A 25,731-nucleotide genomic window follows, 5' to 3' on the forward strand; every position below is an offset into this window, starting at 1 on the left:
CGCTGGCGGCATGACCGCGCGCGACCCGCTGCCGTGGGGACCTCCGTGGGCGCGGGGCCGCGCGCACTGGGGGTATGCCGGGCCGCCGCCGGCCGCTCGCGCGCTCTTCGTGGTCGTCGCTGCCCTGGTGCAGGTCGGCGGCACCTTCGGCGCGGCGCACGGCCAGCCGGACCGTCACGGCGTCGACGCCCTCGGCGTGGGCCTGCTGCTCGTCGGCCCGGTCGCGCTGGCGTCCGTCGCGAGGCACGCGCGCGCCGTGGCGGCCGTCGTCGCGGTGGCGACCGGGACGTTCCTCGGGCTCGGGTACCCGTACGGACCGGTGTTCCTGAGCCTCGCGGTGGCGCTGGTCGCCGCCGTCGTGAGGGGGCACCGGGGGACGGCGTGGCTCGCCGGCCTCGTCGTCGTGGCGGCCGATGCCGGCGGGCGCGTCCTCGGCGGCCGCGGCTCCTGGTCCTGGGTCGCCCTGGCTGGTGAGGTCGCCTGGCTGCTCGTACTCCTGTCGGTCGGCGAGCTCGTCCGCGGGCGGGCGGAGCGGGCGGCCTCGTTCCGACAGGCCGCCCAGGAACGGCGGCGGCGGCAGGCGGGCGAGGAGCGGCTGCGGATCGCCCAGGAGCTGCACGACGTGGTCGCCCACCACATGTCGCTCATCAACGTCCAGGCCGGGGTCGCCCTGCATCTGGCCGACCGGCGGCCGGAGGCCGTCGAGCCCGCCCTCGAGGCGATCCGGGACGCGAGCAAGGAGGCCCTGACCGAGCTGCGCTCGCTCGTCGACGTGCTCCGGGACCCCGACCGCCCGGCGCCGCTGTCCCCGGTCGCGACGCTGTCCGCCCTCGACGACATGGTCGAGCGCGCCGGCCACGCCGGCCTGGCGGTGCGCAAGACGGTCGACGGAGCCGCCCGCCCCGTCCCCGCCGCGGTCGAGCTGGCGGCCACGCGCATCGTGCAGGAGGCCGTCACCAACGTCGTCCGGCACGCCGGGGCCAACCACGCGGAGGTCCGGCTCCGCTACGGTGACGGCGTGCTGGGGGTGCGGGTCGACGACGACGGCCACGGCGGCGTCGACGACTCCGAGCCATTGGTGGGCAACGGGATCCGCGGCATGCGCGAGCGCGCCTCCGCCCTCGGAGGCAGCCTGGTCATCGGCGCCTCGCCCCTGGGCGGCACGCGCGTCGACGCTGTGCTGCCGACGCGTCCGGGCTCGGGCGACGACGCCGTCGGGGGGACGCCGTGATCCGGGTGGTGCTCGCCGACGACCAGGCCCTGCTCCGAGCGGGCATCCGGGCGCTGCTCGACGCCGAGGACGACATCGAGGTGGTGGGCGAGGCGTCCGACGGGGCCGAGGCGGTCGAGGTCGTGCGCCGCACCGCGCCCGACGTCGTGCTCATGGACATCCGTATGCCGCGCACGGACGGGCTCGCGGCGACGCGGGCGATCACGCAGGACCCCGCCACGACCGCCACGCGCGTGGTGGTGCTCACGACCTTCGACCTCGACGAGTACGTCTTCGAGGCGGTCCGCATCGGCGCGAGCGGGTTCCTCGTCAAGGACACCGAGCCGCAGGAGCTGCTGCGCGGCATCCGTGCGGTCGCCTCCGGCGACGCCCTGCTCTCGCCCGGCGTGACGCGGCGGCTCATCGGCGAGTTCGCCACGAGGAGCAGGCCGACAGCGGTGCGTGCCGACCTCGACGTCCTCACCGAGCGCGAGCGTGAGGTCGTGGCGCTCGTCGGGGAGGGCCTGTCGAACGACGAGATCGCGGCCCGGCTCTTCCTCAGCCCGGCGACCGCCAAGACCCACGTCAGCAGGGCGATGGTCAAGCTCCAGGTGCGCGACCGGGCCCAGCTCGTCGTCCTCGCCTACGAGAGCGGCCTGGTCCGCCCCGGGTGGTCGCACGACTGAGGACGGGCGCCCCCGGCATACCTCGCCGGAGGTAGGTGAGGTGTCGCCCGCGGAGGGATTCGCCGGCCGCCCCGCGGTCGAAGGATGGAGGAACCATCCGGCCCGACCAAGGAGCACACCATGGGCACCGCCCTCTCCACCGCAGCCCTCCCCACCGCGGCCCTCGCCGCCAACGGCCACTGGAACGGACCCGGCCCGTGGTGGCCGGTCTTCCCGCTCCTGTGGCTGCTGTTCGTCATCGCCCTGTTCGCGACCTTCGGCTTCCTCGGCCGCCGCCGCTGGGCGCGCTTCCACGCCCAGTCCGGGCAGCGGGCCGGTGAGTCGAGGCTGGCCGAGCGCTACGCGGCCGGCGAGATCGACGAGCAGGAGTACGAGCGTCGCCTCGCCACCCTGCAGCGCCTGGGGTCCCGGGACCGTTGACCGGGGTGCCGCGCGGGCAGACGATGGGGGTGTCAGGTCCGCCACGGATCGACGGACCACGTCTCCACAGAGGTGGTTGACATGAGAAACCGGATGCACCCGCAGGACATCATCCCGCTCGTTGTCGGCATCTACGCCGCACTGGCCCCCATCTGGACCACGACGACGACCAAGGCGACCTGGACCATGGTCGTCCTCGGCGCGGTCACCGCGGTCCTCGCTCTCGTCGAGATGTTCCGTCCCGACATGATGAGCGTCGAGGGGCTCATGGCGGTCATGGGTGTGCTGTTCTTCATCGCCCCGTGGGTGATGGGGTTCTCGGACCTGCGTGCCATGTCCTGGACGGCGTGGATCGCCGGCGTCGTCACCGTCGTCATCGGTGCCGCCGACCTGCAGGTCACGCGCAGCCACCGCGGAGGCATGGCGGCCCAGCACTGACCACCCAGCGGTGCTGCGCTGCGCCGCAGGCGGATGCGCAGCACCTCAGGTGAAGCTGAGCAGCGCCAGGCCGTAGGCGCACTCGACGTCCGCGTCGCGGAACGTCGCGTGGCCGGTCTCCGGGTCGACCACGTCCACGACCCAGGCGTCGTCCTCGCGGCGCAGGGCGGTGAGGCGGTCGCCGAGCAGCTCGCGCAGCTGGTCCTCACGCGGCAGCCACAGCGCGGTGTCGAGGGTGACCGAGTCGAGCGCCCACTCCGTCGTGCCGTTGAACCCGAGCAGGGGCTGGCCGTGGAACGTGTGCACGTCGATGGTCAGGTGGCTGATCCAGAAGACTTCGCCGACGACGTTGGGCTGGTCGATGGTGAACCGGTCGCCGGGCGCGGGCTCCCACAGCACGCCGGCCTCGACGAGCTGCCGGGCGAGCTCGACCGTGATCATGGGCCGAGCCTACGTCCGGCCCCGGTGGGGGCGCGCGGCCACGGCCCGGTATGCCGCGCGGCCAGGGCGCTCACGCGGCATACCGGAGTCGGTGGGGGCAAGCGCCCCGGTGCCGGCCTCAGAGCAGGTCGAACGCCTCGAGCTCCTCCTGCGTCATCAGGCGGGAGCGGATGAGGAAGCGCACGCCCTCCGGGGCCTCCACCGAGAACCCGCTGCCGCGCCCCGCGACGACGTCGACGGTGAGGTGGGTGTGCTTCCAGTACTCGTACTGCGAGGCCGACATCCAGAACCCGACGGGGTCGGGCACCCCGTCGACCGCCAGGTCGCCGAGGTGGACGTCGGCGTCCCCGGTGAGGAAGTCCCCGCGCGGGTAGCACATGGGGGCGCTGCCGTCGCAGCACCCGCCGGACTGGTGGAACATCAGCGGGCCGTGCCCGGCGGTGAGGCGGCGGAGGAGGTCCGCCGCCCCACCGGTCAGGTCGACCCGGGTGTGCCGTGTGCCCGGCTGGGCGTGTGTCGGTACCTCGGGTGTCGTCATCGGCCTAGAAGAAGCCGAGCGCGTCGGGCGAGTAGGAGACCAAGAGGTTCTTGGTCTGCTGGTAGTGGTCGAGCATCATCTTGTGGTTCTCGCGCCCGATGCCGGACTGCTTGTAGCCACCGAAGGCGGCGTGGGCCGGGTACTGGTGGTAGCAGTTCGTCCAGACCCGCCCGGCCTTGATGGCGCGGCCGACCCGGTAGGCCCGGGACCCGTCCCGGGTCCACACGCCGGCCCCGAGCCCGTAGAGCGTGTCGTTGGCGATCTCGAGGGCGTCCGCCTCGTCGGAGAAGCCGGTGAGCGACACGACGGGGCCGAAGATCTCCTCCTGGAAGATCCGCATGTCGTTGGTGCCCTCGAACACCGTGGGCGTCACGTAGTAGCCCTCGGCGAGGTCGCCGTCGAGCACGTTGCGCTCGCCGCCGGTGAGGACCTTCGCGCCCTCCTGCCGGCCGATGTCGATGTAGGACAGGATCTTCTCGAGCTGGTCGTTGCTCGCCTGCGCGCCGATCATGGTGTCGGTGTCGAGCGGGTTCCCCTGCTTCACCCTGGCCACCCGGTCGAGCGCGTCGCCGACGAAGTCGGAGTAGATGGAGCGCTGCACGAGCGCCCGCGACGGACACGTGCAGACCTCCCCCTGGTTGAGCGCGAACATCGTGAAGCCCTCGAGCGCCTTGTCGTAGAAGGCGTCCGACGTCGTGGCGACGTCCTCGAAGAAGATGTTCGGGCTCTTGCCGCCGAGCTCGAGGGTGACCGGGATGATGTTCTGGCTGGCGTACTGCATGATCAGCCGGCCGGTCGTGGTCTCCCCGGTGAACGCGACCTTGGCGACCCGCGGCGAGGACGCGAGCGGCTTGCCGGCCTCGACCCCGAAGCCGTTGACGACGTTGAGGACGCCCGCCGGCAGCAGGTCGCCGACCAGCTCGATGACCTTGAGGATCGACCACGGGGTCTGCTCGGCCGGCTTGAGCACCACGGCGTTGCCCGCCGCCAGCGCCGGGGCGAGCTTCCACGTCGCCATGAGGATCGGGAAGTTCCACGGGATGATCTGCGCGACGACGCCGAGCGGCTCGTGGAAGTGGTACGCGACGGTGTCGGCGTCGATCTCCGAGCTCGACCCCTCCTGGCCGCGCAGCACGCCCGCGAAGTAGCGGAAGTGGTCGACCGCGAGCGGCAGGTCGGCGGCCAGGGTCTCGCGCACCGGCTTGCCGTTGTCCCACGTCTCGGCGACGGCCAGCATCTCGAGGTTCTGCTCGAGCCGGTCGGCGATGCGGTTGAGGACCAGCGCCCGCTCGGCCAGACTCGTGCGGCCCCAGGCCGGCGCGGCGGCGTGCGCGGCGTCCAGCGCGGCCTCGATGTCCTCGGCCGTGCCCCGGCCGACCTCGGTGAACGCCTTGCCGTTGACCGGCGAGATGTTCTCGAAGTAGTCGCCCTTCTTGGGCTCGACCCAGTTGCCGCCGATGAAGTGCCCGTACCGCGGCTCGACCGAGACCAGCGAGCCCTCGGTGCCGGGGGGTGCGTAGACCGTCATGGTGGTTCTCCCAACGTCCTTGGTGGTGCCCCGTCAGCGGGGTGTGGAGAACGCTAGGAACGGCAACGTTGCGACCACGTTGCACGAGCAGTGGCGTATGCCGGTCAGCCGGCTCCGAGCTCGCGGTCGAGCCGGGCGACCTGGCCGGCGACGAGCGGCCGCAGCGGCGACGCGGCCGTGAGGGCCGAGAGCTGCGCGGTCCACATCTCGTAGTCGTCCGCACCCCAGGCCGAGCGCGTCCACGTCGACATCAGGTCGGGCTCGCGACTGGCGAGGACGGCCCGTCGCAGCGCGCCCTCGACGCTGCGCCGCACCCGGACGACGCCGGGCGCGGTGGAGGCCGGCAGCACCGGACCGCGGTAGGCCCGCAGTGCCGAGGCGACGTCGCCGGCGGCCAGGTGCGCCTCGACCGCCAGCCAGTCCGCCGCCACCTCGGCCGTCAGCCGGTAGGGCCGGGAGGCGAGCAGGTCCTCCCCGAGCAGGCTGCGGAGCCGGTTGAGCTCTGCCCGCAGGGTGGAGGGCGAGACGTCCTCCTCGTAGAGCAGCACGGCGAGCTCGTCGCCCGACATGCCCCGCGGGGTCGAGGCGAGCAGCAGCACGATCTCTCCGTGCCGGCGGCTGAGCCGCACCGTCCGGCGCGAGTGCCGCCCGTCCGTGAGGACGAGGAGGGCCTCGTCGCGACCCAGTGCCTGCAGCCCCACCCGGGTGCGCGAGGACAGGGCCGGGTCGGGCTCGGCGCCCCGGGCCAGCAGCTCGCGCGCCAGCTCGGCCTCCGCCATGCGCGCCGCGGCCCGCACCATCGCCATCGTCTGCGGCACGACGATCTCGGCGCCGCCGGTGATGTCGAGGACGCCGAGCAGGGAGGCGTCGGTGGGGTCGTGGATCGGTGTCGCCGCACAGCTCCAGCGCTGCACGCTCCGGCGGAAGTGCTCGGCGCCCACCACGTTGACCGGCTGGTCCAGCGCGAGAGCCATCCCCGGCGCGTTGGTACCTGCCACCCGCTCGTCCCAGTTGCTGCCCTCGACGAAGCCGATGCCCTCGGCCCGGCGCAGCACGCTCGGGGTCCCGCAGACCCAGAGCAGCTGGCCGGCGGCGTCGGACACGGCCATGATCGCGTCGCACTCCCGCGCCGCGCGGCCGAGCACGTCGTCCAGCAGGGGGAAGACCTGGGCCAGCGGGTGCGCCTGGCGCAGGTCGCGCAGCGCGTCCTCCGGGACCGTGATCGGGGCGTCGACGAGGCCGGTGTCGACTCCGGCCGCCGCCGAGCGCAGCCACGAGTCGGCGACCTGTGGCCGCACGGACGTCATGGGCTCCATGTCGGCAGTGTGAGCGGCCGGCGACCGCGTGTCACGGGGCGTCTCGGCTGGCGGCGTCGGGCGGCCGCGCCGGTGCGCCGGACGGTCGCCCTCTCGTCGGCGACCCGAGCAGTACGACCTAGCAGCCGGTGGACGGCGTTGCGGTGGCGGGCTTGGTCGCCGTGGCGCCCTTCGTCGTGGCGGTCGACGTAGGCGCCTGCTTCACAGGCGGCGCGAGGGCCTTGTACCTGGCGCCGAGCACGAGGTCGACCGAGGAGTCGTTCCGTGCGTCCTGCACGCCCTTCGCGCCCTTGACCAGCTGCAGCACCAGGGCCGCGTCCTTCTTCCCGCTGGGCCCGTACCGGACCTCGGCCGTGCCAGTGACCTTCTTCTGCAGCGGGTCGTTCGACACCGTCGCCACGAGGAATCCCCGCTTGCGCACCTCGGCCGCCGTCTTCTTGGCCAGCCCGTCGCGGGTGGTGGCGTTGTAGACGTTGACCGTCACGTCCGCCGGTCGCGGGGCAGCCGTCGCGGTGGTGCACACCGGCTTCGCCGCGGTCCGCTGGTGGTCGCCGGCCCGGTAGTAGGAGTAGGCGTACCAGAAGGCGAAGAACAACATGAGCGCGACCAGCCCGAGCGTGATGAGGGCACGACGGCGACGGGCACGACGGGCGTCCGACGGCGCCCCCGCCTCGACGTAGCTCACCCCACCACCTCCGCCCGGTCCCGGACTGCTGTGGGGTCAGTCAAGCACGAGGACCCGTGCGTGCAGGGTAGGTCGCTGCTGGAGTGCCGCACGCAGGGCGCGGTGGAGGCCGTCCTCGAGGTACAGGTCGCCCTGCCACTCGACGACGTGGGCGAACAGGTCGCCGTAGAAGGTCGAGTCCTCGGCGAGCAGCTGGCCGAGGTCGAGGGTCCGCTTGGTGGTGACGAGCTCCTCGAGGCGCACCATGCGCGGGGGCACGTCGGCCCAGTCCCTCGGGGTCTGCTTGCCGTGGTCCGGGTACGGACGTCCTTCGCCCACCTTCTTGAAGATCACCGAGACACCCTATGCGCGCAGCCCCGAGCGCGCCTTCGATGACCGCGCCCGGTATGCCGTCCCGCACTAGAGTGCCGAACGTGACCGACAGTGCGGCGGGGAAGTCCGAGTCGTCCAGCCAGCTCGACGAGATCCGGGCCGGGTACGCGTTCGAGGGAGGGGCGCTGCTCTTCGGTGCGGCTGTCATCGACGGCACCGCGCACGCGGATGTCCCGGTGAAGATCCCCCTCTCGACGCTCAACCGTCACGGGCTCGTGGCCGGCGCGACCGGCACGGGCAAGACCAAGACCCTGCAGCTCATGGCCGAGCAGCTGTCCGGCCAGGGCGTGCCGGTCTTCCTCGCCGACATCAAGGGCGACCTGTCGGGGATGGCCACGGCCGGGCAGCCCAACGACAGGATCACGGCGCGCGCCAAGGACGTCGGGCAGGACTGGACGCCCACGGCATACCCCACCGAGTTCCTCTCGCTGGGAGGGGTGGGCAAGGGCATCCCGATCCGCGCCACGATCACGTCGTTCGGCCCGACCCTGCTCTCGAAGGTGTTGGGGCTCAACGACACCCAGGAGTCCAGCCTGGGCCTGGTCTTCCACTACGCCGACAAGAACGGGCTCGCGCTGCTCGACGTCAAGGACCTGCGCGAGGTCGTCTCGTTCCTCACGTCCGACGAGGGCAAGGCCGACCTCAAGGAGCTCGGCGGCCTGTCCTCGGCCACCGCGGGCGTCATCCTGCGCGAGCTCGTCGCGTTCTCGGACCAGGGCGCCGACGCGTTCTTCGGCGAGCCGGAGTTCGACACCAGGGACCTGCTGCGGACGGCGGCCGACGGCAAGGGCCTCGTCACGTGCCTGGAGCTGCCGGCGGTCCAGGACCGGCCGGCGCTGTTCTCGACGTTCCTCATGTGGCTGCTCGCCGACCTGTTCCACGACCTGCCCGAGATCGGTGACGCCGACAAGCCGAAGCTCGTCTTCTTCTTCGACGAGGCGCACCTGCTCTTCCAGGACGCGAGCAAGGCGTTCCTCACCGCGATCGAGCAGACCGTGCGCCTCATCCGCTCCAAGGGGGTCGGCGTCTTCTTCGTGACGCAGAGCCCCAAGGACGTGCCCAGCGGCGTGCTGGGCCAGCTCGGGAACCGCGTGCAGCACGCGTTGCGCGCCTACACGCCCGAGGACGCCAAGGCCCTCAAGGCGGCCGTGTCGACCTACCCCCACAGCGGCTACGACCTCGAGGAGCTGCTGACCTCCCTCGGCACCGGCGAGGCGGTCGTGACCGTCCTGTCGGAGAAGGGTGCCCCCACGCCGGTCGCGTGGACGCGGATGATCGCGCCGCAGTCGCTGATGGCACCCTCCGACGACACGACGGTCGACGCCCTCGTCGCCGGGTCACCCCTCGCCCCGAGGTACGCCACGGCCGTCGACCGCGAGTCGGCCTACGAGAAGCTCCGCGCGCGGCTGGAGCAGGCCCCCGCCGCTCCGCCCGCGGCCCCGGCTCCCCAGTCGACGCCCGTGCCCGCTCCCGCCCCGCGCGCCCCGAAGCCGGCGAAGGAGCAGCCCGGCATCGTCGAGCAGGTCGTGACGTCGCGCGCGTTCAAGTCCGCCCTGCGCTCGGCCGGCACGGTGATCGGCCGCGAGATCACCCGGTCCCTGTTCGGGACGGCCCGCCGCTCCCGCTAGCCGGCCGCACCGCGCCCGCGGGTCGGGTCAGGCGTCGGAGCGCCGGGCGATGGTCGCCACCGCGCGGTGCACCGCCCCCGCGGGGGTCGCCGGCACGAGGTCCTCGAGGAACCCGAAGCGCCGGCGCACCGAGAGGGCCTCGGCCGTCGTGCCGTGGTCGCGCACCCGGTGCCACCAGTCGGCGATGTCACCCCACCCCGGCGCGGCCAGCGACCCGCCGAACTCCTGCACCGCCAGGGCCGAGCAGAGGCTGGCGAAGTTGAGCCGCTGCACGAGCGGCCAGCCGGCCAGGGTCCCCAGCGTGACGGCGGCGTCGAAGACGTCGCCCGCCCCCGTCGGGTCGATCGCGTTGACGCGCAGCCCCGGCACCCCGGCCTCCTCGCCGGTGAGGTTGTCGATGCCCAGGGCGCCGTCCTTGCCGTTGGTCACGACGGCCAGCGGCACCCGGTCGGCGAGGCAGTAGAGCGCGTCCTGGACCGTCTCGGTGCGGGTGTAGGCCATCGCCTCGACGGCGTTGGGCAGGAAGGCGTGGCAGCTCGCCAGCTGGTCGAGGACCGAGGGGTCCCACCGCCCCGTGGCGTCCCAGCCCACGTCCGCGAAGAGGAGGGCGCCGTCCTTGTGCGCCTTGTCGGCCCACTCGCGGTCGGGGTGGCCGGCGCCGAGCGGCTCGTCCGCGCGCAGGTCCAGCAGGACGGCACGCGACCTCGGCGGCACCCCCATCATGGCGGTGGCCGGCTCGGGCGGCTGGTGGCCGTGCGTGACCATCCGGCGCTCGCCGTGCACCGCGATCGAGACGGTGACCGGGGAGTGCCAGCCCTCGTACCGGCGCGAGCGCGAGAGGTCGACGCCCTCCTGCTCCTCCAGCGTGCGCCAGCAGAACTCGCCGTAGTCGTCGTCGCCGAAGGCCGCGCCGAGCGCCGTCCTGAGGCCGAGGCGGGATGCCGCGACGGCCAGGTTCGCGATGCCGCCGGGGGAGGAGCCCATGCCCTCGGCCCACACCTCGGTGCCGTTCTTGGGCATCGAGGACAAGCCGGTGAAGATGATGTCGAGGAACACCATTCCCTGGAGGAAGACGTCCACCTCGGGGTCCCCGTCGCCGCGCAGGTGTGCGAGCGGGTCGAAGACTCGGACCGTGGACACGGCTGCTCCCTCCTCGCCGCGACCCGTGCCCGCCGTCCCGGGCTGGTGCCGTCGCGGTCGTCCCGCCATGGTGTCGCGGCCGCCGCGAGGGGTGCAACCGACATTCGGCCGAGCCCGCGCTCGGTAGCCTGCTGCGGTGAGGCTGACCATCCTCGGCGGCGGCGGGTTCCGCGTCCCCCTGGTGCACGGCGCCCTGCTGGCCGACCCCGACCACCGGGTCGACGAGCTGCGCCTCCACGACCCGGACGCCGGCCGCCTCGCCGCGGTCGTCGCGGTCCTGGAGCAGCAGGCTGCCGGTGCGGTGAGGCCGCCGCGCATTCTCGTCGCGCCGACGCTCGACGACGCCCTCCGAGGCACCGACGTCGTCTTCTCGGCGATGCGCGTCGGTGGCGTGCGCGGGCGCACGGTGGACGAGCGGGTGGCGCTGGACCTCGGCCTGCTCGGCCAGGAGACGACGGGCGCCGGCGGTGTGGCATACGCCCTCCGCAGCGTCCCGGCGTCGCTGGAGGTGGCACGCCGCGTCGCTGCCCTCGCACCGGGCGCCTGGGTCATCAACTTCACCAACCCCGCCGGCGTGGTCACCGAGGCCATGCAGACCGTGCTGGGCGACCGCGTCGTCGGCATCTGCGACTCGCCTGTCGCGCTGGCGCGCAGGGCGATGCGCGTGCTGGGGCTCGAGCCGGGGGAGACGACGGTCGACTACGTCGGGCTCAACCACCTCGGCTGGCTGCGGGGCCTGCACTCGGGCGGCACCGACCACCTGCCCCGGCTGCTCGCCGACGACCGGCTCCTCGAGCGCACCGAGGAGGGCCGGCTGTTCGGCGCCCCGTGGCTGCGGGCGCTGGGCGCCGTCCCCAACGAGTACCTCTTCTACTACTACTTCACGCGCGAGGCGGTCGCCTCCCTCCGCGCGGCCGGGCAGACCCGCGGGGAGTTCCTGCGCGACCAGCAGGAGGCGTTCTACGCCGAGGTGGCCCGCTCGCCCGCCGACGCCCTGGCCACGTGGCGGCGCGTGCGTGCCGAGCGCGACGCGACCTACCTGCAGGAGGCGCGCGCCGAGGGGGAGGCGCGTGACGAGCTCGACCTCGAGGGCGGCGGGTACGAAGGGGTCGCCCTGGCCCTGATGCGAGCCCTCGGTGGAGGGGCGCCGGCCGAGCTGGTCCTCGACGTGCGGTCGGCCGGGGCCGTGCCCGGTATGCCGCACGACGCCGTCGTCGAGGTGCCGTGCACCGTGGATGCCGGCGGCCCCCGTCCCCACCCGGTCGCCGAGCCGGAGGGGCACATGCTCGGGCTGATGCAGTCGGTCAAGGCGGTCGACCGGCTCGTGATCGAGGCCGTTCTCGAGCGCTCGGAGGCGGCGGCGCTCGAGGCCTTCGCGCTGCACCCGCTCGTCGACTCGGTGACCTCGGCCCGGGCCCTGCTCGACGCGCACCTCGCGCAGACGCCGGAGGTCGCCGACCTGTTCCGGTGACGGACCGCGGTCGACCGTCGGCCGCCCGGGAGGACGGTGAACGGGGCGGCCCTAGCCCAGCCAGGCGGCGACGAGCAGGATCACCGGCACCGCGCCCACGGTCGTGACGAGGATCGTGTCGCGCGCCAGCACGGTGGCCCGCTGGTACCGCGTGGCGTGGACGAAGATGTTCTGCGCCGTCGGCAGGGCCGAGGTGACGACGATCGCCAGCAGCGCGTGCCCCGACACCCCGAGCAGCACGTCGGCGACGAACCATGCGACGAGCGGCTGCACCAGCATCTTCAGCGTCGAGGTCGTCACCAGCTCGGCCACCGAGCCGGTGCGGCCGAGTCCGGGTCCGAGCCGCAGGGCGATGCCGTACGCCACGAGCATGCTCGGTACGGCCATCGCCCCGAGCAGCGCGAGCGGGTCGGACGCCGCGGCCGGCAGCGTCCACCCCGTGATCGACAGCAGCAGCCCGACCAGCGAGCCGACGGTGAGCGGGTTCCGCAGCGGCCGCAGTGCGAGCTGCCACCAGCGCAGCTCGCGCCCGCGGGCGTCGGCGTCGAGGAAGCCCAGCGCCAGGGGCTGCAGCACCAGCAGCTGCAGCAGCAGGGTGGGCGCCACGAACGCCGCGTCGCCGAGGACGTAGCTGGCCACCGGGATGCCGAGGTTCCCCGCGTTGACGTATGCCGACGACAGCGCGCCGATCGTGGTGTCCCCCAACGACCGTCGCCACACCAGCCGCGCCGGCACGACGTAGAGCAGCACCGCCACGGCGATGCCGGCGAGGGAGGCCAGCAGGTTCGCCGACAGCACCTGGTGCACGTCCGCCCGGCCCAGGGTGCCGACCATGAGGGCCGGGCTGGCGACGAAGAAGGCGAGGCGCGACAGGACCTGCTGGGCGCCCGCGTCGACGATGCGCAGGTGGGCGAGCAGGGCGCCGACCGCGATGACGACGGCGATGGTCGCGAACCCGGTGAGTACCCCCTGCACGCCGGACAGGCTAGGGGGGCGGGGCCAGGACGGGTGCGAGGGTCTCGAGGACCGAGGCGTCCTCGATCGTCCCGGGCACCTTGGCCGGCAGCCCGTCGGCCATCTCGCGCATCGTCTTGCGCAGGATCTTCCCGGAGCGGGTCTTGGGCAGGGCGGCAACGACGTCGACCCGTTGCAGCGAGGCGATCGCCCCGACCTCGTCGCGGACCCGCTGCCGCAGCTCGGCCGCGACGGCGTCGGCCGAGCCGCGGTCGACCCCGGCCTTGAGCACGACGAGCGCGCGCGGCACCTGGCCCTTGAGGTCGTCGTGCACGCCGATGACGGCGCACTCCGCGACGGCGGGGTGGCCGGCCAGCGCCGCCTCGATCGACCCGGTCGACAGCCGGTGGCCGGCGACGTTGAGCACGTCGTCGGTGCGGCCCATGACGAAGAGGTACCCGTCCTCGTCGAGGAAGCCGCCGTCGCCGGTGAGGTAGTAGCCGTCGAACGCCGACAGGTACCCGGCGACGTAGCGGTCGTCGTCACCCCACAGCGTCGGCAGCGTCCCCGGCGGCAGTGGCAGGCGGATGCAGATCGCGCCCTCCTCGCCCGCAGGCACGGGGCGGCCGCCCTCGCCGAGGACCTCCACGGCATACCCGGGCACGGGCACGGTGGGGGAGCCGGGCTTGATCGGCATCGGCTCCAGCCCGCGCAGGTTCGCCGCGATGGGCCACCCGGTCTCGGTCTGCCACCAGTTGTCGACGACCGGCACGCCGAGCCGCTGCGTCGCCCACTCCCACGTGTCGGGGTCGAGGCGCTCGCCGGCGAGGAACACCGTCTCGAGCGAGGACAGGTCGTACCCCGCCATCAGCGCGCCCTCGGGGTCGTCGCGCTTGATGGCGCGGTAGGCCGTCGGCGCGGTGAACATCGCCTTGACCCCGTAGTCGGAGACGACCCGCCAGAACGCCCCGGCGTCGGGCGTGCCGACCGGCTTGCCCTCGTAGAGGACGGAGGTCGCACCGGTGAGCAGGGGCGCGTAGACGATGTAGGAGTGGCCGACGACCCACCCGACGTCGCTCGCGGTGAACCACGTGTCGCCCGGGCCGATGCCGAAGACGTTGGTCATCGACCAGCGCAGCGCGACCGCGTGCCCGCCGTTGTCGCGGACGATGCCCTTGGGCCGGCCGGTGGTCCCCGACGTGTAGAGGATGTACAGCGGGTCGGTGGAGTCGACGTCGACGCAGTCCGCGGGCTCGGCGTCGGCGACGAGCTCGGCCCAGTCCATCTCCTCCCAGTCGGTGTCGCGCTCGCCGACAGCCGCGCGGGCCTGTTCGCGCTGCAGGACGACGACGGCCTCGGGCTTGTGGCTGCTGCGGTCGAGGGCGGCGTCGAGCAGAGGCTTGTACTCCACGACGCGGCTCGGCTCGATGCCGCAGCTGGCGGCGAGGACGACGACCGGCCGCGCGTCCTCGATCCGGGCGGCGAGCTCGGCCGGCGCGAACCCGCCGAAGACCACCGAGTGGACGGCGCCGATCCGCGCGCACGCGAGCATGGCGACGACGGCCTCCGGCACCATCGGCATGTAGACCACGACCCGGTCGCCCCTCCCGACGCCCAGGCTCGCGAGCGCGCCGGCGAACGTCGCGACCTCCTCGAGCAGGCCGGCATACGTCAGCGTGCGCTTCGTGCCGGTGACCGGGCTGTCGTAGTGGATCGCGGGCTGGTCGCCGCGCCCGTCGCGCACGTGCCGGTCCAGGGCGTTGAAGCAGGTGTTGAGCCGGCCGCCGGGGAACCAGCGGTGGAACGGCGGGCGGTCGGAGTCGAGCACGCGCGGCGGCGGCGTGGACCACTCGACCGCCTGCGCCGCCTCGGCCCAGAAGCCGTCGGGGTCCTGCAGGCTGCGCTGGTATGCCGCGGAGTAGGCGCCGGTGCTCATGGGCCCATGGTGGGTCGCCGGGCACGGCCGCGCCAGAGGTGGGCGGCGTCGGTCCGCCGAAGCCGCCCCGGTCCGCGCCGAGCGGTCTGCCGAAGCCGCCCCGGTCCGCGTCGGGCGGTCGGGCGGTTGGGCGGCTCAGCCGACCGGTGGGGCCCAGCCGGGGCGCGGGATGAGGCAGAAGGGGTGGCCGGCGGGGTCGGCGTAGACGTGGTCCTCGCCGAGCGGGGTCGCGCCGAGCTCGACCGCCAGCCGACCCGTCGCCTCGGGGTCGTCGGCCATGACGTCGACGTGCAGCTGCTGCGGCCTGGCCGGGTCGCCCCACACGGGCGGCTGGTGGTCCGGCGCGAGCTGGAAGGCCATGCCCGAGTGGCGGTCGTCGACCGCGACCACGACCCAGTCGTCGCTGGTGAAGGTGATCGGCAGGCCCAGCAGGCCCGACCAGAACCGGGCCAGCGCGTGCGGGTCCCGGGTGTCCACGACGACGTGGTGCAGGCGACCGGTCACGGCGCTCAGGACTGCGGGGTGGTCTGGTAGCGGATCCAGGCCGAGGAGTCGGGGTGCCAGAGACGCACCACCGCCCACACGCCGACGAGCAGCAGCACCACGGCGAGCACCTGGTGGAACAGCCCGGCGGTGGGGAGCAGGCCGCCGAAGAAGATCCCGAGGGCGAGGGCCAGCAGGAGGCAGGCGCCGATGCGGCCCCACTTCGAGCCGCGGGCGGTCACCCGGGACATCCAGAACCACAGGGCGGCTGCGAGCAGGCCCACCACGGTCGAGACCGTGAGGGCCACCGTGACGAGCCGGTCGAGCTCCTCGGGCGTGGCGGCCCGGCCCTGCGTCGAGGCTGCCTGGGCGAAGGCGTCGCGCAGCGACCCCCGGGTGAGCCATGCGCGGACGACCTCCACGAGGCTGAGGACGGCGCCGGCCTGCATGGCGCGGACCGCCTCCACCGTCGCGGCCGGTGGGGTGAGGGGCGTCCCCGGTCGCCAGACCGCCCGCTCCGGGCGGCCGGTGCCCGGCCTGTCGGGGCTGAGCACCCCACGCCACGAGATCTGTCGAGCCATCGCCTGCCGGTCCCTTCGCCGTCCCTGACGGCATCCTCCCTGCCGTTCGCCGACCAGCCAAGCCCGACCCCTTGAACCGGCGGGCATGTGTAGGTAAGTTCCGCAAACAGGACCAATCACGTGAATCGTTCACATCCGCATGGAGGAGCCATGTCCACGTCCCGCGTCTCCCGTCGCACGGTGGTGGCCGCAGCCGCCGCCGCAGCAGTCCTGGCCGCCGGCACGGCGCCAGCGCTCGCGAGCGTCCGCTCGGGCCCGCCACCGACCAACCCCGACGCCCGCGAGGGCTGGGTCGCCTCGACGATCGCCCGGATGACCCTGCCCGAGAAGGTCGGCCAGCTGTTCATCCAGAACGTCTACGGCAAGGACGCGACCACCCCGGATGCGCGGAACATCCCGCTGTACGGCGTCGCGAGCCCGGCCGAGGTCGTGCAGAAGTACCACCTCGGCGGCGTCATCTACTTCGCCTGGACCGACAGCGTGCAGAACCCGCCGCAGATCGCGGGCCTGTCCAACGGCCTGCAGAAGGCGGCGCTGTCCCAGTCGTCGAAGGTCGACGTGCCGCTGCAGATCGCGACGGACCAGGAGCAGGGTGTCGTCACCCGGATCGGGCCGCCGGCGACGCAGTTCCCCGGCTCCATGGCCCTCGGCGCGGGACGGTCCGCCGCCGACGCGCGGACCGCCGCGGCGATCACCGGCCAGGAGCTGCGCGCGATGGGCGTCAACACCGACTTCGCGCCGGACGCGGACGTCAACGTCAACCCGCTCAACCCGGTCATCGGCACGCGCTCGTTCTCCTCGCGCCCCGACCTCGCCGCCCAGATGGTCGGTGCCCAGGTGGATGGCTACCAGCAGGACGGCGACGTTTCGTCCACGGCCAAGCACTTCCCCGGCCACGGCGACACCGCCACCGACAGCCACGTCGCGTTCCCGGTGATCACCCACACCCGCGAGCAGTGGGAGCAGATCGACGCCCCGCCGTTCAGGGCCGCCATCGCCCACGGCATCGACATGATCATGACGGCGCACCTCAACGTCCCCGCGCTCGACGACTCGGGCGACCCGGCCACGCTGAGCAAGCCCATCCTCACCGGCGTGCTCCGCGGCGAGCTCGGCTTCAAGGGCGTCATCGTCACCGACTCGCTCGGCATGCAGGGCGTGCGCGACAAGTACGGCGACGCCGAGGTCGCGGTGCGCGGCCTCTCGGCCGGCGTCGACCAGCTGCTCATGAGCCCGTCGATGGACCAGGCCTACAACGCGGTCATCGCCGCCGTGAAGAGCGGCCGCCTCCCGATGGCGGACATCGACGCCAAGGTGCGTCGCGTGCTGGAGCTCAAGTGGGACCGCGGCATCGTCGCCAAGCCCTACGTCGACCCGGCCGCCCTCGCCTCGGTGGTCGGCACGCCCGAGCACCTCGCGACCGCGGACGCCATCACCGACCGCACCACCACCCTGGTGAAGAACGACGACAAGACCCTGCCCCTGGCCGTGAGCGGGAAGAAGGTCCTCGTCACCGGCTACGGCGTCACCACCACCCAGACGCTCGCCGACGGGCTCAAGGCACAGGGGGCCGCGACGACGGTCAGGCAGACCGGCGCGTCCCCGAAGGACGACGACGTGGCCGCGGCGGTCGCGGCCGCGCAGGGCCAGGACGTCATCGTCGTCACGACGATGAAGGCCTGGGACACCGCCGTCACCGACCCGCGCGGGGGGCAACAGAAGCTGGTCCAGCAGCTGCAGGCGACGGGCAAGCCGGTCGTCGTGGTGGCGACGCGCGACCCGTACGACATCGCCTACCTGCCCGGCACGAGCACGTACCTGGCCACCTACTCCTACAGCCCGGTCGCGATCGAGTCCGTCGCCCGGGTCATCACCGGGGCGGTGAACCCGAGCGGCACACTGCCGGTCGACATCCCGGTGAAGGGCGACCCGGGCACGGTCCTGTTCCCGTTCGGCCACGGCCTGTCGTACTGAGGTCGCCGGAGATGCGCTGGACCGGGCTCGTCGCGTCCACGCTCGTCGCCGCGGCGGCCGCGGGTGTCTCAGGGGCACCCACGGCCACCGCGGCGGCACCACCGCCCACGGCGCCGCCGCCGGTGGTGGCCCGGTTCGCCACCTACAACATCCACGCGGGCGCGGGGTCGGACAACGTCTACGACCTCGACCGCACCGCCGCGACCATCCGCGCGCTCGACGCCGACGTGGTCGGGATCGAGGAGGCGGACGTCCACTGGGGCGACCGCTCGCGGTTCGAGGACACCGTGGTCGAGCTCGGCCGCCGCCTCGGGATGCGGACCGGCTTCGCACCGATCTACAGCCTCGACCCGCTCCACGCCGGCGACCCCCGCCGGGAGTACGGCGTCGCGGTCCTGTCGCGGTACCCGATCGCCGCGCTGGAGGACCACGACCTCACCCGGCTCTCCACCCAGGACCCCGACCCCGTTCCCGCACCGGCGCCCGGCTTCCTCGAGGCAACCGTCCAGGTCCGGGGCGCCCGGACGCACGTCTACGTCACACACCTCGACTACCGGGGCGACCCGTCGGTGCGGACCGCGCAGGTCGCAGACACCCGCCGGATCATGGCGCAGGACCCCGCCGGTGAGGACCAGGTGCTGCTCGGGGACCTCAACGCCGACGCGTCGGCGCCCGAGCTCGGGCCGCTGTGGCAGGAGCTCGACGACGCGTGGGCCGTCGCGCGGACGAGGGTCGGCGAGCCCGGGCTCACCTTCCCCGCCGTCGCCCCGGTCAAGCGCATCGACTTCGTCACGGTCCGCCGGGGCACCCCGGTGCTCACGGCCGAGGTGCTGTCCGACCCCGCCCTGCTCGCGGCCAGCGACCACCGCCCGGTCGTCGCCGCCGTCGAGCTCCACGTGCCTCGGGGGTCCGCGCCCGCCGCCGACAGCCCCTGACCGACCGCCCCACCTCGACGCCGCACCCTCGACGAAAGGCCCTCCCGATGACCCGCCTGAACCGCCGCCAGCTCCTCACCGCCGCCGGGGCCAGCGCCCTCGCACTGCCCGCCGGCGCGTCCCTCGCCCAGGCCGCGCCGAGCGCTGCGCCGGGCGACGTGCCGGGTGCCGTGCCGGCTGCGAGCGGCCCGACCTACCCGTCCCGCCCGGTGACGCCGGGTGCCGACCGCGAGGCGGCGAACGGCTGGCGCACGCTCGCGGGCCAGAAGGTCGGCATCATCACCAACCCGACGGGCATCCTCACCAACCTGCGGACCATCGTCGACGAGATGCACGAGGCCGGCACGGTCGACATCGTCGGCGTATTCGGCCCTGAGCACGGCTTCCGCGGCACCGCCCAGGCGGGCAGCTCCGAGGGGACCTCGACCGACCCGCGCACCGGCCTGACGGTGTACGACGCCTACGGCGCCACCGCGACGACAATGGAGCAGCTGTTCCGGACCGCCGGGGTCGAGACGGTCGTCTTCGACATCCAGGACGCCGGCGCGCGGTTCTACACCTACATCTGGACCATGTACACGGCCATGCGCGCCGCGGTCGCGACCGGCTCCCGGTTCGTCGTCCTCGACCGGCCCAACCCCACCGGCGGCACCGCGCGCGGCCCGATGATGACGACGGCATACACCTCGGGGGTGGGGGCCAAGGAGATCGTCCAGGCGCACGGCATGACGGTGGGCGAGCTCGCCCGCTTCTTCGACGCGGAGTTCCTCCCGGCGGACGCCGGTGGCCGGCTGGCGCAGCTCGACGTGGTCGAGGTCAGCGGCTGGCGCCGCGACATGCCGTATGCCGCGACCGGGCTCCCGTGGGTCATGCCCAGCCCGAACATGCCGACGCCCGACACGTCCCTCGTCTACCCCGGCACGGGGATGTTCGAGGGCACCAACCTGTCCGAGGGGCGTGGGACGACGCGGCCGTTCGAGCTCATCGGCGCCCCGTACGTCGACTACCGGTGGGCCGAGCGGCTCGAGGCACGCGGCATACCGGGCGTCGCGTTCCGGGAGGCGTACTTCACGCCGACGTTCAGCAAGAACGCGAACAAGGTCTGCGGTGGCGTGCAGGTGCACATCACCGACCCCTCGGCGATGGACCCGGTCCGGGTCGCGGTCGAGATGCTCGTGGCGGCCAAGGCCCTCTACGCCGACTTCGCCTGGCGCTACGACAGCTACGACCCGGCGCGGCCGTACTGGGTCGACAAGCTGAGCGGGTCGACGCGGCTGCGCGAGCAGGTGACGGTCGGTGCGTCCGCGGACGAGGTGGTGGGCGCGTGGAAGGCGGAGCTCGCCGACTTCGACCGGCGCCGCCAGCAGTACCTCATCTACCGCGGCCCGAACGCCTGAGCCGGCCGGGGGAGCAGGGATGCGCACACACCGACCCATCCGTCGACAGGTCGTGGCGCTCGCCGCGGCCGCCACGGTGCTGGGCGGGCTGCTGACGACGGCGCCCGCTGTTGCCGACGACTTCAGCAAGCCCTTTCGTGGGTACATGCCACCCAACACCGTGCTGAGCGACGCCTCGCCGCAGTCCGTGGGGCTCGACCCGGCGCCGATCGCCACCGCGGTCCAGGAGATCCGTGGGCACGAGGAGGCGCCGCCCGGCGGCCACCCGATGTATGCCGGTGCCGTGGGCCTCATGGGCCACGACGGGAAGGTCGTCGAGCGCGACGCCAGCGGCTGGGCGCTGCGGTGGAGGACGGACACCGAGGAGCTCCCGCGCGACCAGTGGGTGCCGATGCGCGACGACACCGTCTTCGACCTCGCGTCGGTGTCCAAGCTCTTCACCTCGATCGCCGTCGTCCAGCTGGTCGACGAGGGGAAGGTCGACCTGGACGCCCCGGTCGCGACGTACCTGCCGGAGTTCGCCGCGAACGGCAAGGAGGCCGTGACCGTCAAGCAGCTGCTGACCCACACGTCCGGCTTCACGTCGTGGTTGCCGCTGTACACCCGCTACCCGGACAAGGCGTCGCGGATCAAGGCCGTGATGGACCAGCCGCTGACCAACCCACCCGGCAGCACGTACCTCTACAGCGACCTCAACATGATCACCCTCGGCGTCATGGTCGAGCGGCTGCGGGGCGAGTCCCTCGACCGGGTCGTCGCCGAGCGGATCACGAGCCCGCTGGGCATGCGGGACACGGGCTACAACCCGACCGACCGGACGCGTACCGCTGCGACCGAGTACCAGCGCGTGCCCGCCCGCGGGATGGTCTGGGGCGAGGTGCACGACGAGAACGCCTGGTCGCTCGGTGGCGTGGCCGGCCACGCCGGGGTGTTCTCGACGGTCGACGACCTGGCCGTGCTGTCGCAGGCGCTGCTCGACGGCGGCAGCTACCGGGGCCAGCGGATCCTGTCGCGCAAGGGCGTCGACGCGCTCACGACCAACGTCAACCAGGCCTTTCCGGGTGACTCGCACGGCCTCGGGTTCGAGCTCGACCAGCGGTGGTACATGGACTCGCTGTCCGGGCCGCGGACGGCCGGGCACACCGGGTACACCGGCACGTCCATCGTCATCGACTTCGCGTCGCACTCCTTCGCGATCCTGCTGACCAACCGGGTCCACCCGTCGCGCAGCTGGGGCAGCAACAACGTCGCCCGCCGCGAGTGGGCCGGCGGCCTCGGGCAGGCCATGGCCGTGCGACCGAGGAACGGCGACACGGCGTGGTTCTCCGGGGCGAAGGACGCCACCACGACGACCCTCGCGACGCCCTCGCTCGACGTCCCGGCCTCCGGCGCCCGGTTGTCGTTCGACCTGTTCCTCGACACCGAGGAGACCGACCTGCTCGTGCTGGAGCGGTCGGCCGACGGCGGCCGCAGCTGGACGCGGCAGCCCTTCACCGTGCGCGACCGGGGCGACACCACGGCGGGCGACGGCGCCGTGTCCGGGGCGGGCGAGCGCCGGTGGGAGCAGGCGCGGGCGGAGCTGCCCGCGGGCACGCAGGTCCTCCGGTGGCGGTACACGACCGACGGCTCGTACCTGGGGCGCGGCGCGTACGTCGACGACGTCCTCGTGCAGGCGGACGGCGGTGCGCTCCTCGACGGGGAGAAGACGCCGGGCGCCTTCGTCGCCGACGGCTGGACGCTGCGGGCCCGCTGAGCCGGCCCCCCTCGTCGCCGACCGGGTGGACGCCCCGGGCTGCCCTGCCCTCTGGGCGTCCACCCGGCCGCACTGCCTGGAGGTGTCCATCCGGCGCGCTCCGGGACGGACGTCCCGGTGGGCTGCGCCCGCAGGTCGTAGCGTTGGGCCATGGCCGCGACGCAGAGCTCCCGAGACCAGGCGCCGGGCGCGCCCGGTGCCTCCCTGCTGGTGCGGCTGCGCGGGATCCGGCCCTCGCTGTCCCCGGCGGAGGACCGGGTGGCCGAGAAGGTGCTGGCCGACCCCAGGGCCGCTGCGGCGCTGACCATCAGCGAGCTGGCGTCCGCGGCGTCGACCTCGGAGACGACCGTGCTGCGGTTCTGCCGTCGCCTGGGCCTGCCCGGCTACCCACAGCTGCGGCTGCGGCTGGCCGAGGAGAGCGCCCAGCCGCGCACGAGCACGGCGCAGGACACGGACATCAGCGCCAAGGACACGATCGCCGACATCATCGCGAAGGTGGCGTTCGTCGACGCGAGTGCGGTGGAGGAGACCGCGCAGCAGCTCGACCACGAGAGCCTGGCCGAGACCGCCCGCGCGATCGCGGCTGCCAGGCGGGTCGACATCTACGGCATCGGCGCCAGCGCGATCGTGGGCACCGACCTGCAGCAGAAGCTCCACCGCATCGGCGTCGTCGCCTTCGCCTGGAACGACCCGCACATCGCCCTGACCAGCGCGACGCTGCTGGACCGGGGCGACGTGGCCATCGCGATCTCGCACTCGGGCACCACGTCGGAGACCATCGAGGCGCTCGAGGCGGCCCGGTCCCGCGGTGCGACGACCGTGGCGGTGACGAACTTCCCGCTCTCGCGGCTGGCCGAGCGCGCCGACCACGTCCTGACCACCGCGGCCCGCGAGACGAGCCTGCGCTCGGGCGCGACGGCCAGCCGCATCGCCGCCCTCACGGTCGTCGACTGCCTGTACATCGCGGTGGCGCAGCGGCACCTCACGCGGGCCCGCAAGGCGGTCAAGGAGACCCGACAGGCGGTCGCCGGGCACCACGTCGGCTCGTAGTTCGGGCACCACGTCGGCTCCTGAACCGGCACCACGTCGGCTCCTGAAGCGGCACCACGTCGGCTCCTGAACCGGCCGTCACCGGAGGCAACTGCACCCAACCGGACCGGTACTTTGTCACGTCGTTGACCCTCGGATTGTGGAAAAGTAACCTGCCGCACATGCCCCGCGACGTGAGCCGAGTGACGGCGCCGACCGAACAGCGCCACCCCGGCACCACGGCCATCGACAGCGAGCCGACCCTTCAGGTCCTGCAGCGGATCAACGCCGAGGACGCCCTGGTCGCCCCTGCGGTCGAGCGCACCCTGCCCGAGCTCGCGCGCCTCGTGGACCGGGCCGTGGATGCCATCCGCGGCGGTGGCACGGTGCACTACTTCGGTGCCGGCACCTCCGGGCGGCTCGCGGTGCTCGACGCCGCCGAGCTGCTGCCGACGTTCAACGTTCCCGAGGGCCTCGTGGTCGCCCACCACGCCGGCGGTCCCGCCGCGCTGCTGCGCGCGGTCGAGGACGTCGAGGACGACGCCGAGCAGGGCGCCGCCGACGCGCGAGAGGTCCGTGGCGGCGACGTGGTCATCGGGCTCGCCGCGTCCGGCCGCACGCCCTACGTCGCGGGAGCCCTGCGGCACGCGCGCGAGGTGGGTGCGGTGACGGCCCTCGTGACGGCCAACCCGCAGGCCGAGCTGGCGCCCCTCGCCGACCACCTCATCGCCCCCGACACCGGCCCGGAGGCGCTCACCGGCTCGACCCGGCTCAAGGCGGGGACCGCGCAGAAGATGGTCCTCAACGCGTTCTCGACCGCGGTGATGATCCGGCTCGGGCGGACCTGGTCCAACCTCATGGTCGACCTCGTCGCGACCAACGCCAAGCTGCGCGGCCGGGTGCTGCGGATCCTCCAGGAGGCAACCGGCGCCGACGAGGAGACGGCGCAGACCGCGCTCGAGGAGGCCGGCGGCGAGCTCAAGCCCGCGCTGCTGTCGATGCTCGCCGGCTGCTCCGCCGACGAGGCACGCGCGGCGCTCGACGCGCACCAAGGGTCCGTCGCCGCCGCGCTCGCCACGGTCGGGCGGCGGCTCGACCCCCGCCACCGCGTCCGGCGCCCAGCCCTCCTGACGCGCACCTGCCCAGGGGCTGTCCGTACGACAGATCGTGCTAAATCGCCTCTTCCCGCCGACGGTGCCAGTACCGTCACGGCTGAGTCCGCACCACTGCACTGAGGGGAAACCATGGCTGAGCAGTCCTGGCACGAGGCACGTCTCATCCCGACATCTGGCATCAACGGCGCCGAGGAGCAGGAGCGTCGGGCAACATCCGCACTTCTTGCCGTGATGACCGCGGTCAAGGAGTACGGCCGCGCCCTGGTCAAGCCGCTCGGCGCGCCAGCCGGCAGCATCGAGACCTACATCGAGGTCCCGTTCCTGCTCGGTGAGAAGAAGCTGTACCCGGACGGTCTGATCCGGGTCTCACGCGGAGCCAAGTCCTGGACTGCGTTGGTGGAGGTCAAGACCGGGAGCAACGAGCTCGCCACGGAGCAGTTGGAGAACTACCTCGACATCGCCCGCGAGCAGGGGTTCGATGCCGTCCTCACCATCTCCAACGAGATTCCGGCGATCGCAGGTCAGCACCCGACGAAGGTGGACAAGCGGAAGCTCAAGAAGGTTGCCCTGCATCACCTGGCTTGGACACAGGTGCTCGCAGAGGCGGTCATGCAGAAGGAGTTTCGTGGCGTTGCCGACCCTGATCAGGCATGGATTCTCGGGGAGCTCATCCGCTACCTGGAGCACTCCCGCTCCGGTGCCATGGAGTTCGAGGACATGGGTGAGTCCTGGACAGTGGTGCGCGACGCCGTCGCCGCCGGCACGCTGCGACCCAGCGACAAGGGCGTCGCCACCGTCGTCTCCCGCTTCGACGCGCTGCTGCGCTTCGCCAGCCTGCGTCTCGGTCGACAGCTGGGCACCGAGGTCGTGCCGGTCCTGACGCGCAAAGAGCTCGTCGAACCGGCTCTGCGCGCACAGGCCCTCACGCAGACGTTGTGCCAGACGGGCCAGCTGGTCGGGGCGATCCGTATCCCCGACACCGTGGGTCAGCTCGTCATCACCGCAGACCTCCGCGCCGGAAAGGTGACCTGCCACGTCGACCTGGACGCCCCGAAGGAAGGTCGGCCCACCACCCGCGTCAACTGGCTTATACGACAGCTCAAGAACGCGCCGGACTCAACTCGGGTCGAGTGCTTCAACGCGCACGCTCGCGGATCGAGCGCTGCCGAGTTGTTGTCCAAGGTTCGCGAGGACCCTTCGTCCCTCGTCACTGATCCCACGCGCGACATCCGGACCTTCCGCGTCGCTACAGCCAGCAACCTGGGGACCAAGCGAGGCAGGGGCCGCGGAACCTTCATCGACTCCGTCCTGGCCGGCGTCGACTCGTTCTACGCAAACGTGCTCCAGGACCTCAAGGCATGGTCCGCAGCGCCGCCGAAGCTTCGTCCCGCCAAGGCCACTGAGATGGAGGACATCGAGACGACGCACCCAGCGAGCCTGAGCTCGACCGACTTCTCGTCTCAAGACGGTCCCCTCCTGACCACAGATGTTGACGTCGAAGTGGCCGACACCGCGGGTGCACCAAGCATGGACGCCATGGAGCGCGAGTCAAGTGCACCGAGCGGGACGGACTTTCCTGGCCAGCGAACCGACAGCATGCCCAGCGTGGAGTGAGGACGCAGGCGCCGTACGAGACAGCCGCTGCGACCGGGCTGGATCGGCCAACCTGCTGCTAGCAGAGGTTGGCACTCCCAGCACAGG

24 protein-coding genes are annotated in these 25,731 nt (G+C 72.9%); 13 read left to right on the forward strand and 11 right to left on the reverse strand.

Annotated elements, in window-relative coordinates:
* Window positions 1-10 precede the first annotated feature (10 nt).
* From J2X64_RS09295 to J2X64_RS09310, 4 genes are all read left to right on the forward strand, one after another.
* Window positions 11-1,231: a sensor histidine kinase gene (locus tag J2X64_RS09295; protein ID WP_310152776.1), complete on the forward strand. Its 1,221-nt coding sequence runs from the start codon at window positions 11-13 to the stop codon at window positions 1,229-1,231.
* Window positions 1,228-1,896 carry a response regulator transcription factor gene (locus tag J2X64_RS09300; protein WP_310152778.1) on the forward strand — a complete coding sequence of 223 codons (669 nt, stop codon included), beginning with the start codon at window positions 1,228-1,230 and terminating at the stop codon, window positions 1,894-1,896. The genes J2X64_RS09295 and J2X64_RS09300 overlap by 4 nt, the downstream gene beginning before the upstream one ends.
* Before the next feature lie 120 nt (window positions 1,897-2,016).
* Window positions 2,017-2,316 (forward strand): SHOCT domain-containing protein, encoded by a 300-nt coding sequence (locus J2X64_RS09305; protein WP_310152781.1) that lies wholly within the window; start codon window positions 2,017-2,019, stop codon window positions 2,314-2,316.
* 81 nt (window positions 2,317-2,397) lie between these two features.
* Entirely contained in the window at window positions 2,398-2,754 is a 357-nt protein-coding gene (locus J2X64_RS09310; protein ID WP_310152784.1) for an SPW repeat protein, read from the forward strand.
* Between the two features lie 45 nt (window positions 2,755-2,799).
* Here J2X64_RS09310 and J2X64_RS09315 read toward each other — a convergent pair whose 3' ends face one another.
* From J2X64_RS09315 to J2X64_RS09340, 6 genes are all read right to left on the reverse strand, one after another.
* Window positions 2,800-3,195, reverse strand: a complete 396-nt coding sequence (locus J2X64_RS09315) for a hypothetical protein (RefSeq protein WP_310152786.1) — start codon at window positions 3,193-3,195, stop codon at window positions 2,800-2,802.
* A 118-nt stretch (window positions 3,196-3,313) separates the two neighbouring features.
* Window positions 3,314-3,733, reverse strand: coding sequence for a DUF779 domain-containing protein (locus J2X64_RS09320; RefSeq protein WP_310152789.1), 420 nt, complete (start codon window positions 3,731-3,733; stop codon window positions 3,314-3,316).
* Between the two features lie 4 nt (window positions 3,734-3,737).
* Window positions 3,738-5,261, reverse strand: a complete 1,524-nt coding sequence (locus J2X64_RS09325; RefSeq protein WP_310152791.1) for an aldehyde dehydrogenase family protein — start codon at window positions 5,259-5,261, stop codon at window positions 3,738-3,740.
* A 104-nt stretch (window positions 5,262-5,365) separates the two neighbouring features.
* Window positions 5,366-6,577 (reverse strand): GAF domain-containing protein, encoded by a 1,212-nt coding sequence (locus J2X64_RS09330; protein WP_310152793.1) that lies wholly within the window; start codon window positions 6,575-6,577, stop codon window positions 5,366-5,368.
* A 118-nt stretch (window positions 6,578-6,695) separates the two neighbouring features.
* A complete protein-coding gene (locus tag J2X64_RS09335; RefSeq protein ID WP_310152796.1) occupies window positions 6,696-7,262 on the reverse strand; it encodes a LytR C-terminal domain-containing protein in 567 nt (188 codons plus the stop codon).
* A 36-nt stretch (window positions 7,263-7,298) separates the two neighbouring features.
* On the reverse strand, window positions 7,299-7,595 hold the full coding sequence (locus J2X64_RS09340; protein ID WP_310152797.1) for a type II toxin-antitoxin system VapB family antitoxin: 297 nt from the start codon (window positions 7,593-7,595) through the stop codon (window positions 7,299-7,301).
* Between the two features lie 53 nt (window positions 7,596-7,648).
* Here J2X64_RS09340 and J2X64_RS09345 point away from each other — a divergent pair, with 53 nt between their 5' ends.
* Complete coding sequence (locus J2X64_RS09345) at window positions 7,649-9,262, forward strand: helicase HerA-like domain-containing protein (RefSeq protein WP_310153201.1); 1,614 nt, start codon at window positions 7,649-7,651, stop codon at window positions 9,260-9,262.
* 27 nt (window positions 9,263-9,289) lie between these two features.
* Here J2X64_RS09345 and J2X64_RS09350 read toward each other — a convergent pair whose 3' ends face one another.
* The gene (locus J2X64_RS09350) at window positions 9,290-10,402 is read right to left on the reverse strand and encodes a PfkB family carbohydrate kinase (protein ID WP_310152798.1); all 1,113 of its coding nucleotides are present in this window, start codon (window positions 10,400-10,402) and stop codon (window positions 9,290-9,292) included.
* A gap of 136 nt (window positions 10,403-10,538) precedes the next feature.
* Between J2X64_RS09350 and J2X64_RS09355 the strand changes: the two genes are divergently transcribed.
* Complete coding sequence (locus tag J2X64_RS09355; protein ID WP_310152800.1) at window positions 10,539-11,873, forward strand: 6-phospho-beta-glucosidase; 1,335 nt, start codon at window positions 10,539-10,541, stop codon at window positions 11,871-11,873.
* A 51-nt stretch (window positions 11,874-11,924) separates the two neighbouring features.
* Here the strand turns inward: J2X64_RS09355 and J2X64_RS09360 are convergent, their stop codons facing one another.
* The 4 genes from J2X64_RS09360 to J2X64_RS09375 all read right to left on the reverse strand — a co-directional run bounded on the left by J2X64_RS09360 (window position 11,925) and on the right by J2X64_RS09375 (window position 15,827).
* Window positions 11,925-12,848 (reverse strand): AEC family transporter, encoded by a 924-nt coding sequence (locus J2X64_RS09360; RefSeq protein ID WP_310152803.1) that lies wholly within the window; start codon window positions 12,846-12,848, stop codon window positions 11,925-11,927.
* Between the two features lie 10 nt (window positions 12,849-12,858).
* Window positions 12,859-14,763 (reverse strand): propionyl-CoA synthetase, encoded by a 1,905-nt coding sequence (locus J2X64_RS09365; RefSeq protein WP_310152807.1) that lies wholly within the window; start codon window positions 14,761-14,763, stop codon window positions 12,859-12,861.
* Between the two features lie 135 nt (window positions 14,764-14,898).
* Window positions 14,899-15,267: a VOC family protein gene (locus tag J2X64_RS09370; protein WP_310152811.1), complete on the reverse strand. Its 369-nt coding sequence runs from the start codon at window positions 15,265-15,267 to the stop codon at window positions 14,899-14,901.
* Between the two features lie 5 nt (window positions 15,268-15,272).
* Window positions 15,273-15,827, reverse strand: a complete 555-nt coding sequence (locus J2X64_RS09375; protein WP_310152814.1) for a hypothetical protein — start codon at window positions 15,825-15,827, stop codon at window positions 15,273-15,275.
* Window positions 15,828-15,977: 150 nt separating this feature from the next.
* Between J2X64_RS09375 and J2X64_RS09380 the strand changes: the two genes are divergently transcribed.
* From J2X64_RS09380 to J2X64_RS09410, 7 genes are all read left to right on the forward strand, one after another.
* The gene (locus J2X64_RS09380) at window positions 15,978-17,801 is read left to right on the forward strand and encodes a glycoside hydrolase family 3 protein (RefSeq protein WP_310152817.1); all 1,824 of its coding nucleotides are present in this window, start codon (window positions 15,978-15,980) and stop codon (window positions 17,799-17,801) included.
* An 11-nt stretch (window positions 17,802-17,812) separates the two neighbouring features.
* Window positions 17,813-18,736 carry an endonuclease/exonuclease/phosphatase family protein gene (locus tag J2X64_RS09385; RefSeq protein WP_310152820.1) on the forward strand — a complete coding sequence of 308 codons (924 nt, stop codon included), beginning with the start codon at window positions 17,813-17,815 and terminating at the stop codon, window positions 18,734-18,736.
* Between the two features lie 47 nt (window positions 18,737-18,783).
* On the forward strand, window positions 18,784-20,133 hold the full coding sequence (locus tag J2X64_RS09390) for an exo-beta-N-acetylmuramidase NamZ domain-containing protein (RefSeq protein WP_310152823.1): 1,350 nt from the start codon (window positions 18,784-18,786) through the stop codon (window positions 20,131-20,133).
* A 19-nt stretch (window positions 20,134-20,152) separates the two neighbouring features.
* The gene (locus J2X64_RS09395; protein ID WP_310152826.1) at window positions 20,153-21,886 is read left to right on the forward strand and encodes a serine hydrolase; all 1,734 of its coding nucleotides are present in this window, start codon (window positions 20,153-20,155) and stop codon (window positions 21,884-21,886) included.
* Between the two features lie 150 nt (window positions 21,887-22,036).
* Window positions 22,037-22,936, forward strand: a complete 900-nt coding sequence (locus J2X64_RS09400; RefSeq protein ID WP_310152829.1) for a MurR/RpiR family transcriptional regulator — start codon at window positions 22,037-22,039, stop codon at window positions 22,934-22,936.
* Window positions 22,937-23,097: 161 nt separating this feature from the next.
* Window positions 23,098-24,150: an N-acetylmuramic acid 6-phosphate etherase gene (gene murQ / locus J2X64_RS09405; protein ID WP_310152831.1), complete on the forward strand. Its 1,053-nt coding sequence runs from the start codon at window positions 23,098-23,100 to the stop codon at window positions 24,148-24,150.
* A gap of 9 nt (window positions 24,151-24,159) precedes the next feature.
* Window positions 24,160-25,644 carry a hypothetical protein gene (locus J2X64_RS09410; RefSeq protein WP_310152834.1) on the forward strand — a complete coding sequence of 495 codons (1,485 nt, stop codon included), beginning with the start codon at window positions 24,160-24,162 and terminating at the stop codon, window positions 25,642-25,644.
* The last annotated feature ends 87 nt before the right edge of the window (window positions 25,645-25,731 follow it).

Origin of the sequence: Phycicoccus sp. 3266 (genome assembly GCF_031456495.1) — a bacterium.
Lineage (GTDB): Bacteria > Actinomycetota > Actinomycetes > Actinomycetales > Dermatophilaceae > Pedococcus.

What these genes read in the sequence shown, in the direction of transcription:
- J2X64_RS09295 (WP_310152776.1), top strand. Translation starts at nt 11, where the DNA reads ATGACCGCGCGCGACCCGCTGCCGTGGGGACCTCCGTGGGCGCGGGGC.
- J2X64_RS09305 (WP_310152781.1), top strand. Translation starts at nt 2,017, where the DNA reads ATGGGCACCGCCCTCTCCACCGCAGCCCTCCCCACCGCGGCCCTCGCC.
- J2X64_RS09310 (WP_310152784.1), top strand. Translation starts at nt 2,398, where the DNA reads ATGAGAAACCGGATGCACCCGCAGGACATCATCCCGCTCGTTGTCGGC.
- J2X64_RS09315 (WP_310152786.1), bottom strand. Translation starts at nt 3,195, where the DNA reads ATGATCACGGTCGAGCTCGCCCGGCAGCTCGTCGAGGCCGGCGTGCTG.
- J2X64_RS09320 (WP_310152789.1), bottom strand. Translation starts at nt 3,733, where the DNA reads ATGACGACACCCGAGGTACCGACACACGCCCAGCCGGGCACACGGCAC.
- J2X64_RS09325 (WP_310152791.1), bottom strand. Translation starts at nt 5,261, where the DNA reads ATGACGGTCTACGCACCCCCCGGCACCGAGGGCTCGCTGGTCTCGGTC.
- J2X64_RS09330 (WP_310152793.1), bottom strand. Translation starts at nt 6,577, where the DNA reads ATGGAGCCCATGACGTCCGTGCGGCCACAGGTCGCCGACTCGTGGCTG.
- J2X64_RS09345 (WP_310153201.1), top strand. Translation starts at nt 7,649, where the DNA reads ATGCCGTCCCGCACTAGAGTGCCGAACGTGACCGACAGTGCGGCGGGG.
- J2X64_RS09365 (WP_310152807.1), bottom strand. Translation starts at nt 14,763, where the DNA reads ATGAGCACCGGCGCCTACTCCGCGGCATACCAGCGCAGCCTGCAGGAC.
- J2X64_RS09375 (WP_310152814.1), bottom strand. Translation starts at nt 15,827, where the DNA reads ATGGCTCGACAGATCTCGTGGCGTGGGGTGCTCAGCCCCGACAGGCCG.
- J2X64_RS09380 (WP_310152817.1), top strand. Translation starts at nt 15,978, where the DNA reads ATGTCCACGTCCCGCGTCTCCCGTCGCACGGTGGTGGCCGCAGCCGCC.
- J2X64_RS09385 (WP_310152820.1), top strand. Translation starts at nt 17,813, where the DNA reads ATGCGCTGGACCGGGCTCGTCGCGTCCACGCTCGTCGCCGCGGCGGCC.
- J2X64_RS09390 (WP_310152823.1), top strand. Translation starts at nt 18,784, where the DNA reads ATGACCCGCCTGAACCGCCGCCAGCTCCTCACCGCCGCCGGGGCCAGC.
- J2X64_RS09395 (WP_310152826.1), top strand. Translation starts at nt 20,153, where the DNA reads ATGCGCACACACCGACCCATCCGTCGACAGGTCGTGGCGCTCGCCGCG.
- J2X64_RS09400 (WP_310152829.1), top strand. Translation starts at nt 22,037, where the DNA reads ATGGCCGCGACGCAGAGCTCCCGAGACCAGGCGCCGGGCGCGCCCGGT.
- murQ (WP_310152831.1), top strand. Translation starts at nt 23,098, where the DNA reads ATGCCCCGCGACGTGAGCCGAGTGACGGCGCCGACCGAACAGCGCCAC.
- J2X64_RS09410 (WP_310152834.1), top strand. Translation starts at nt 24,160, where the DNA reads ATGGCTGAGCAGTCCTGGCACGAGGCACGTCTCATCCCGACATCTGGC.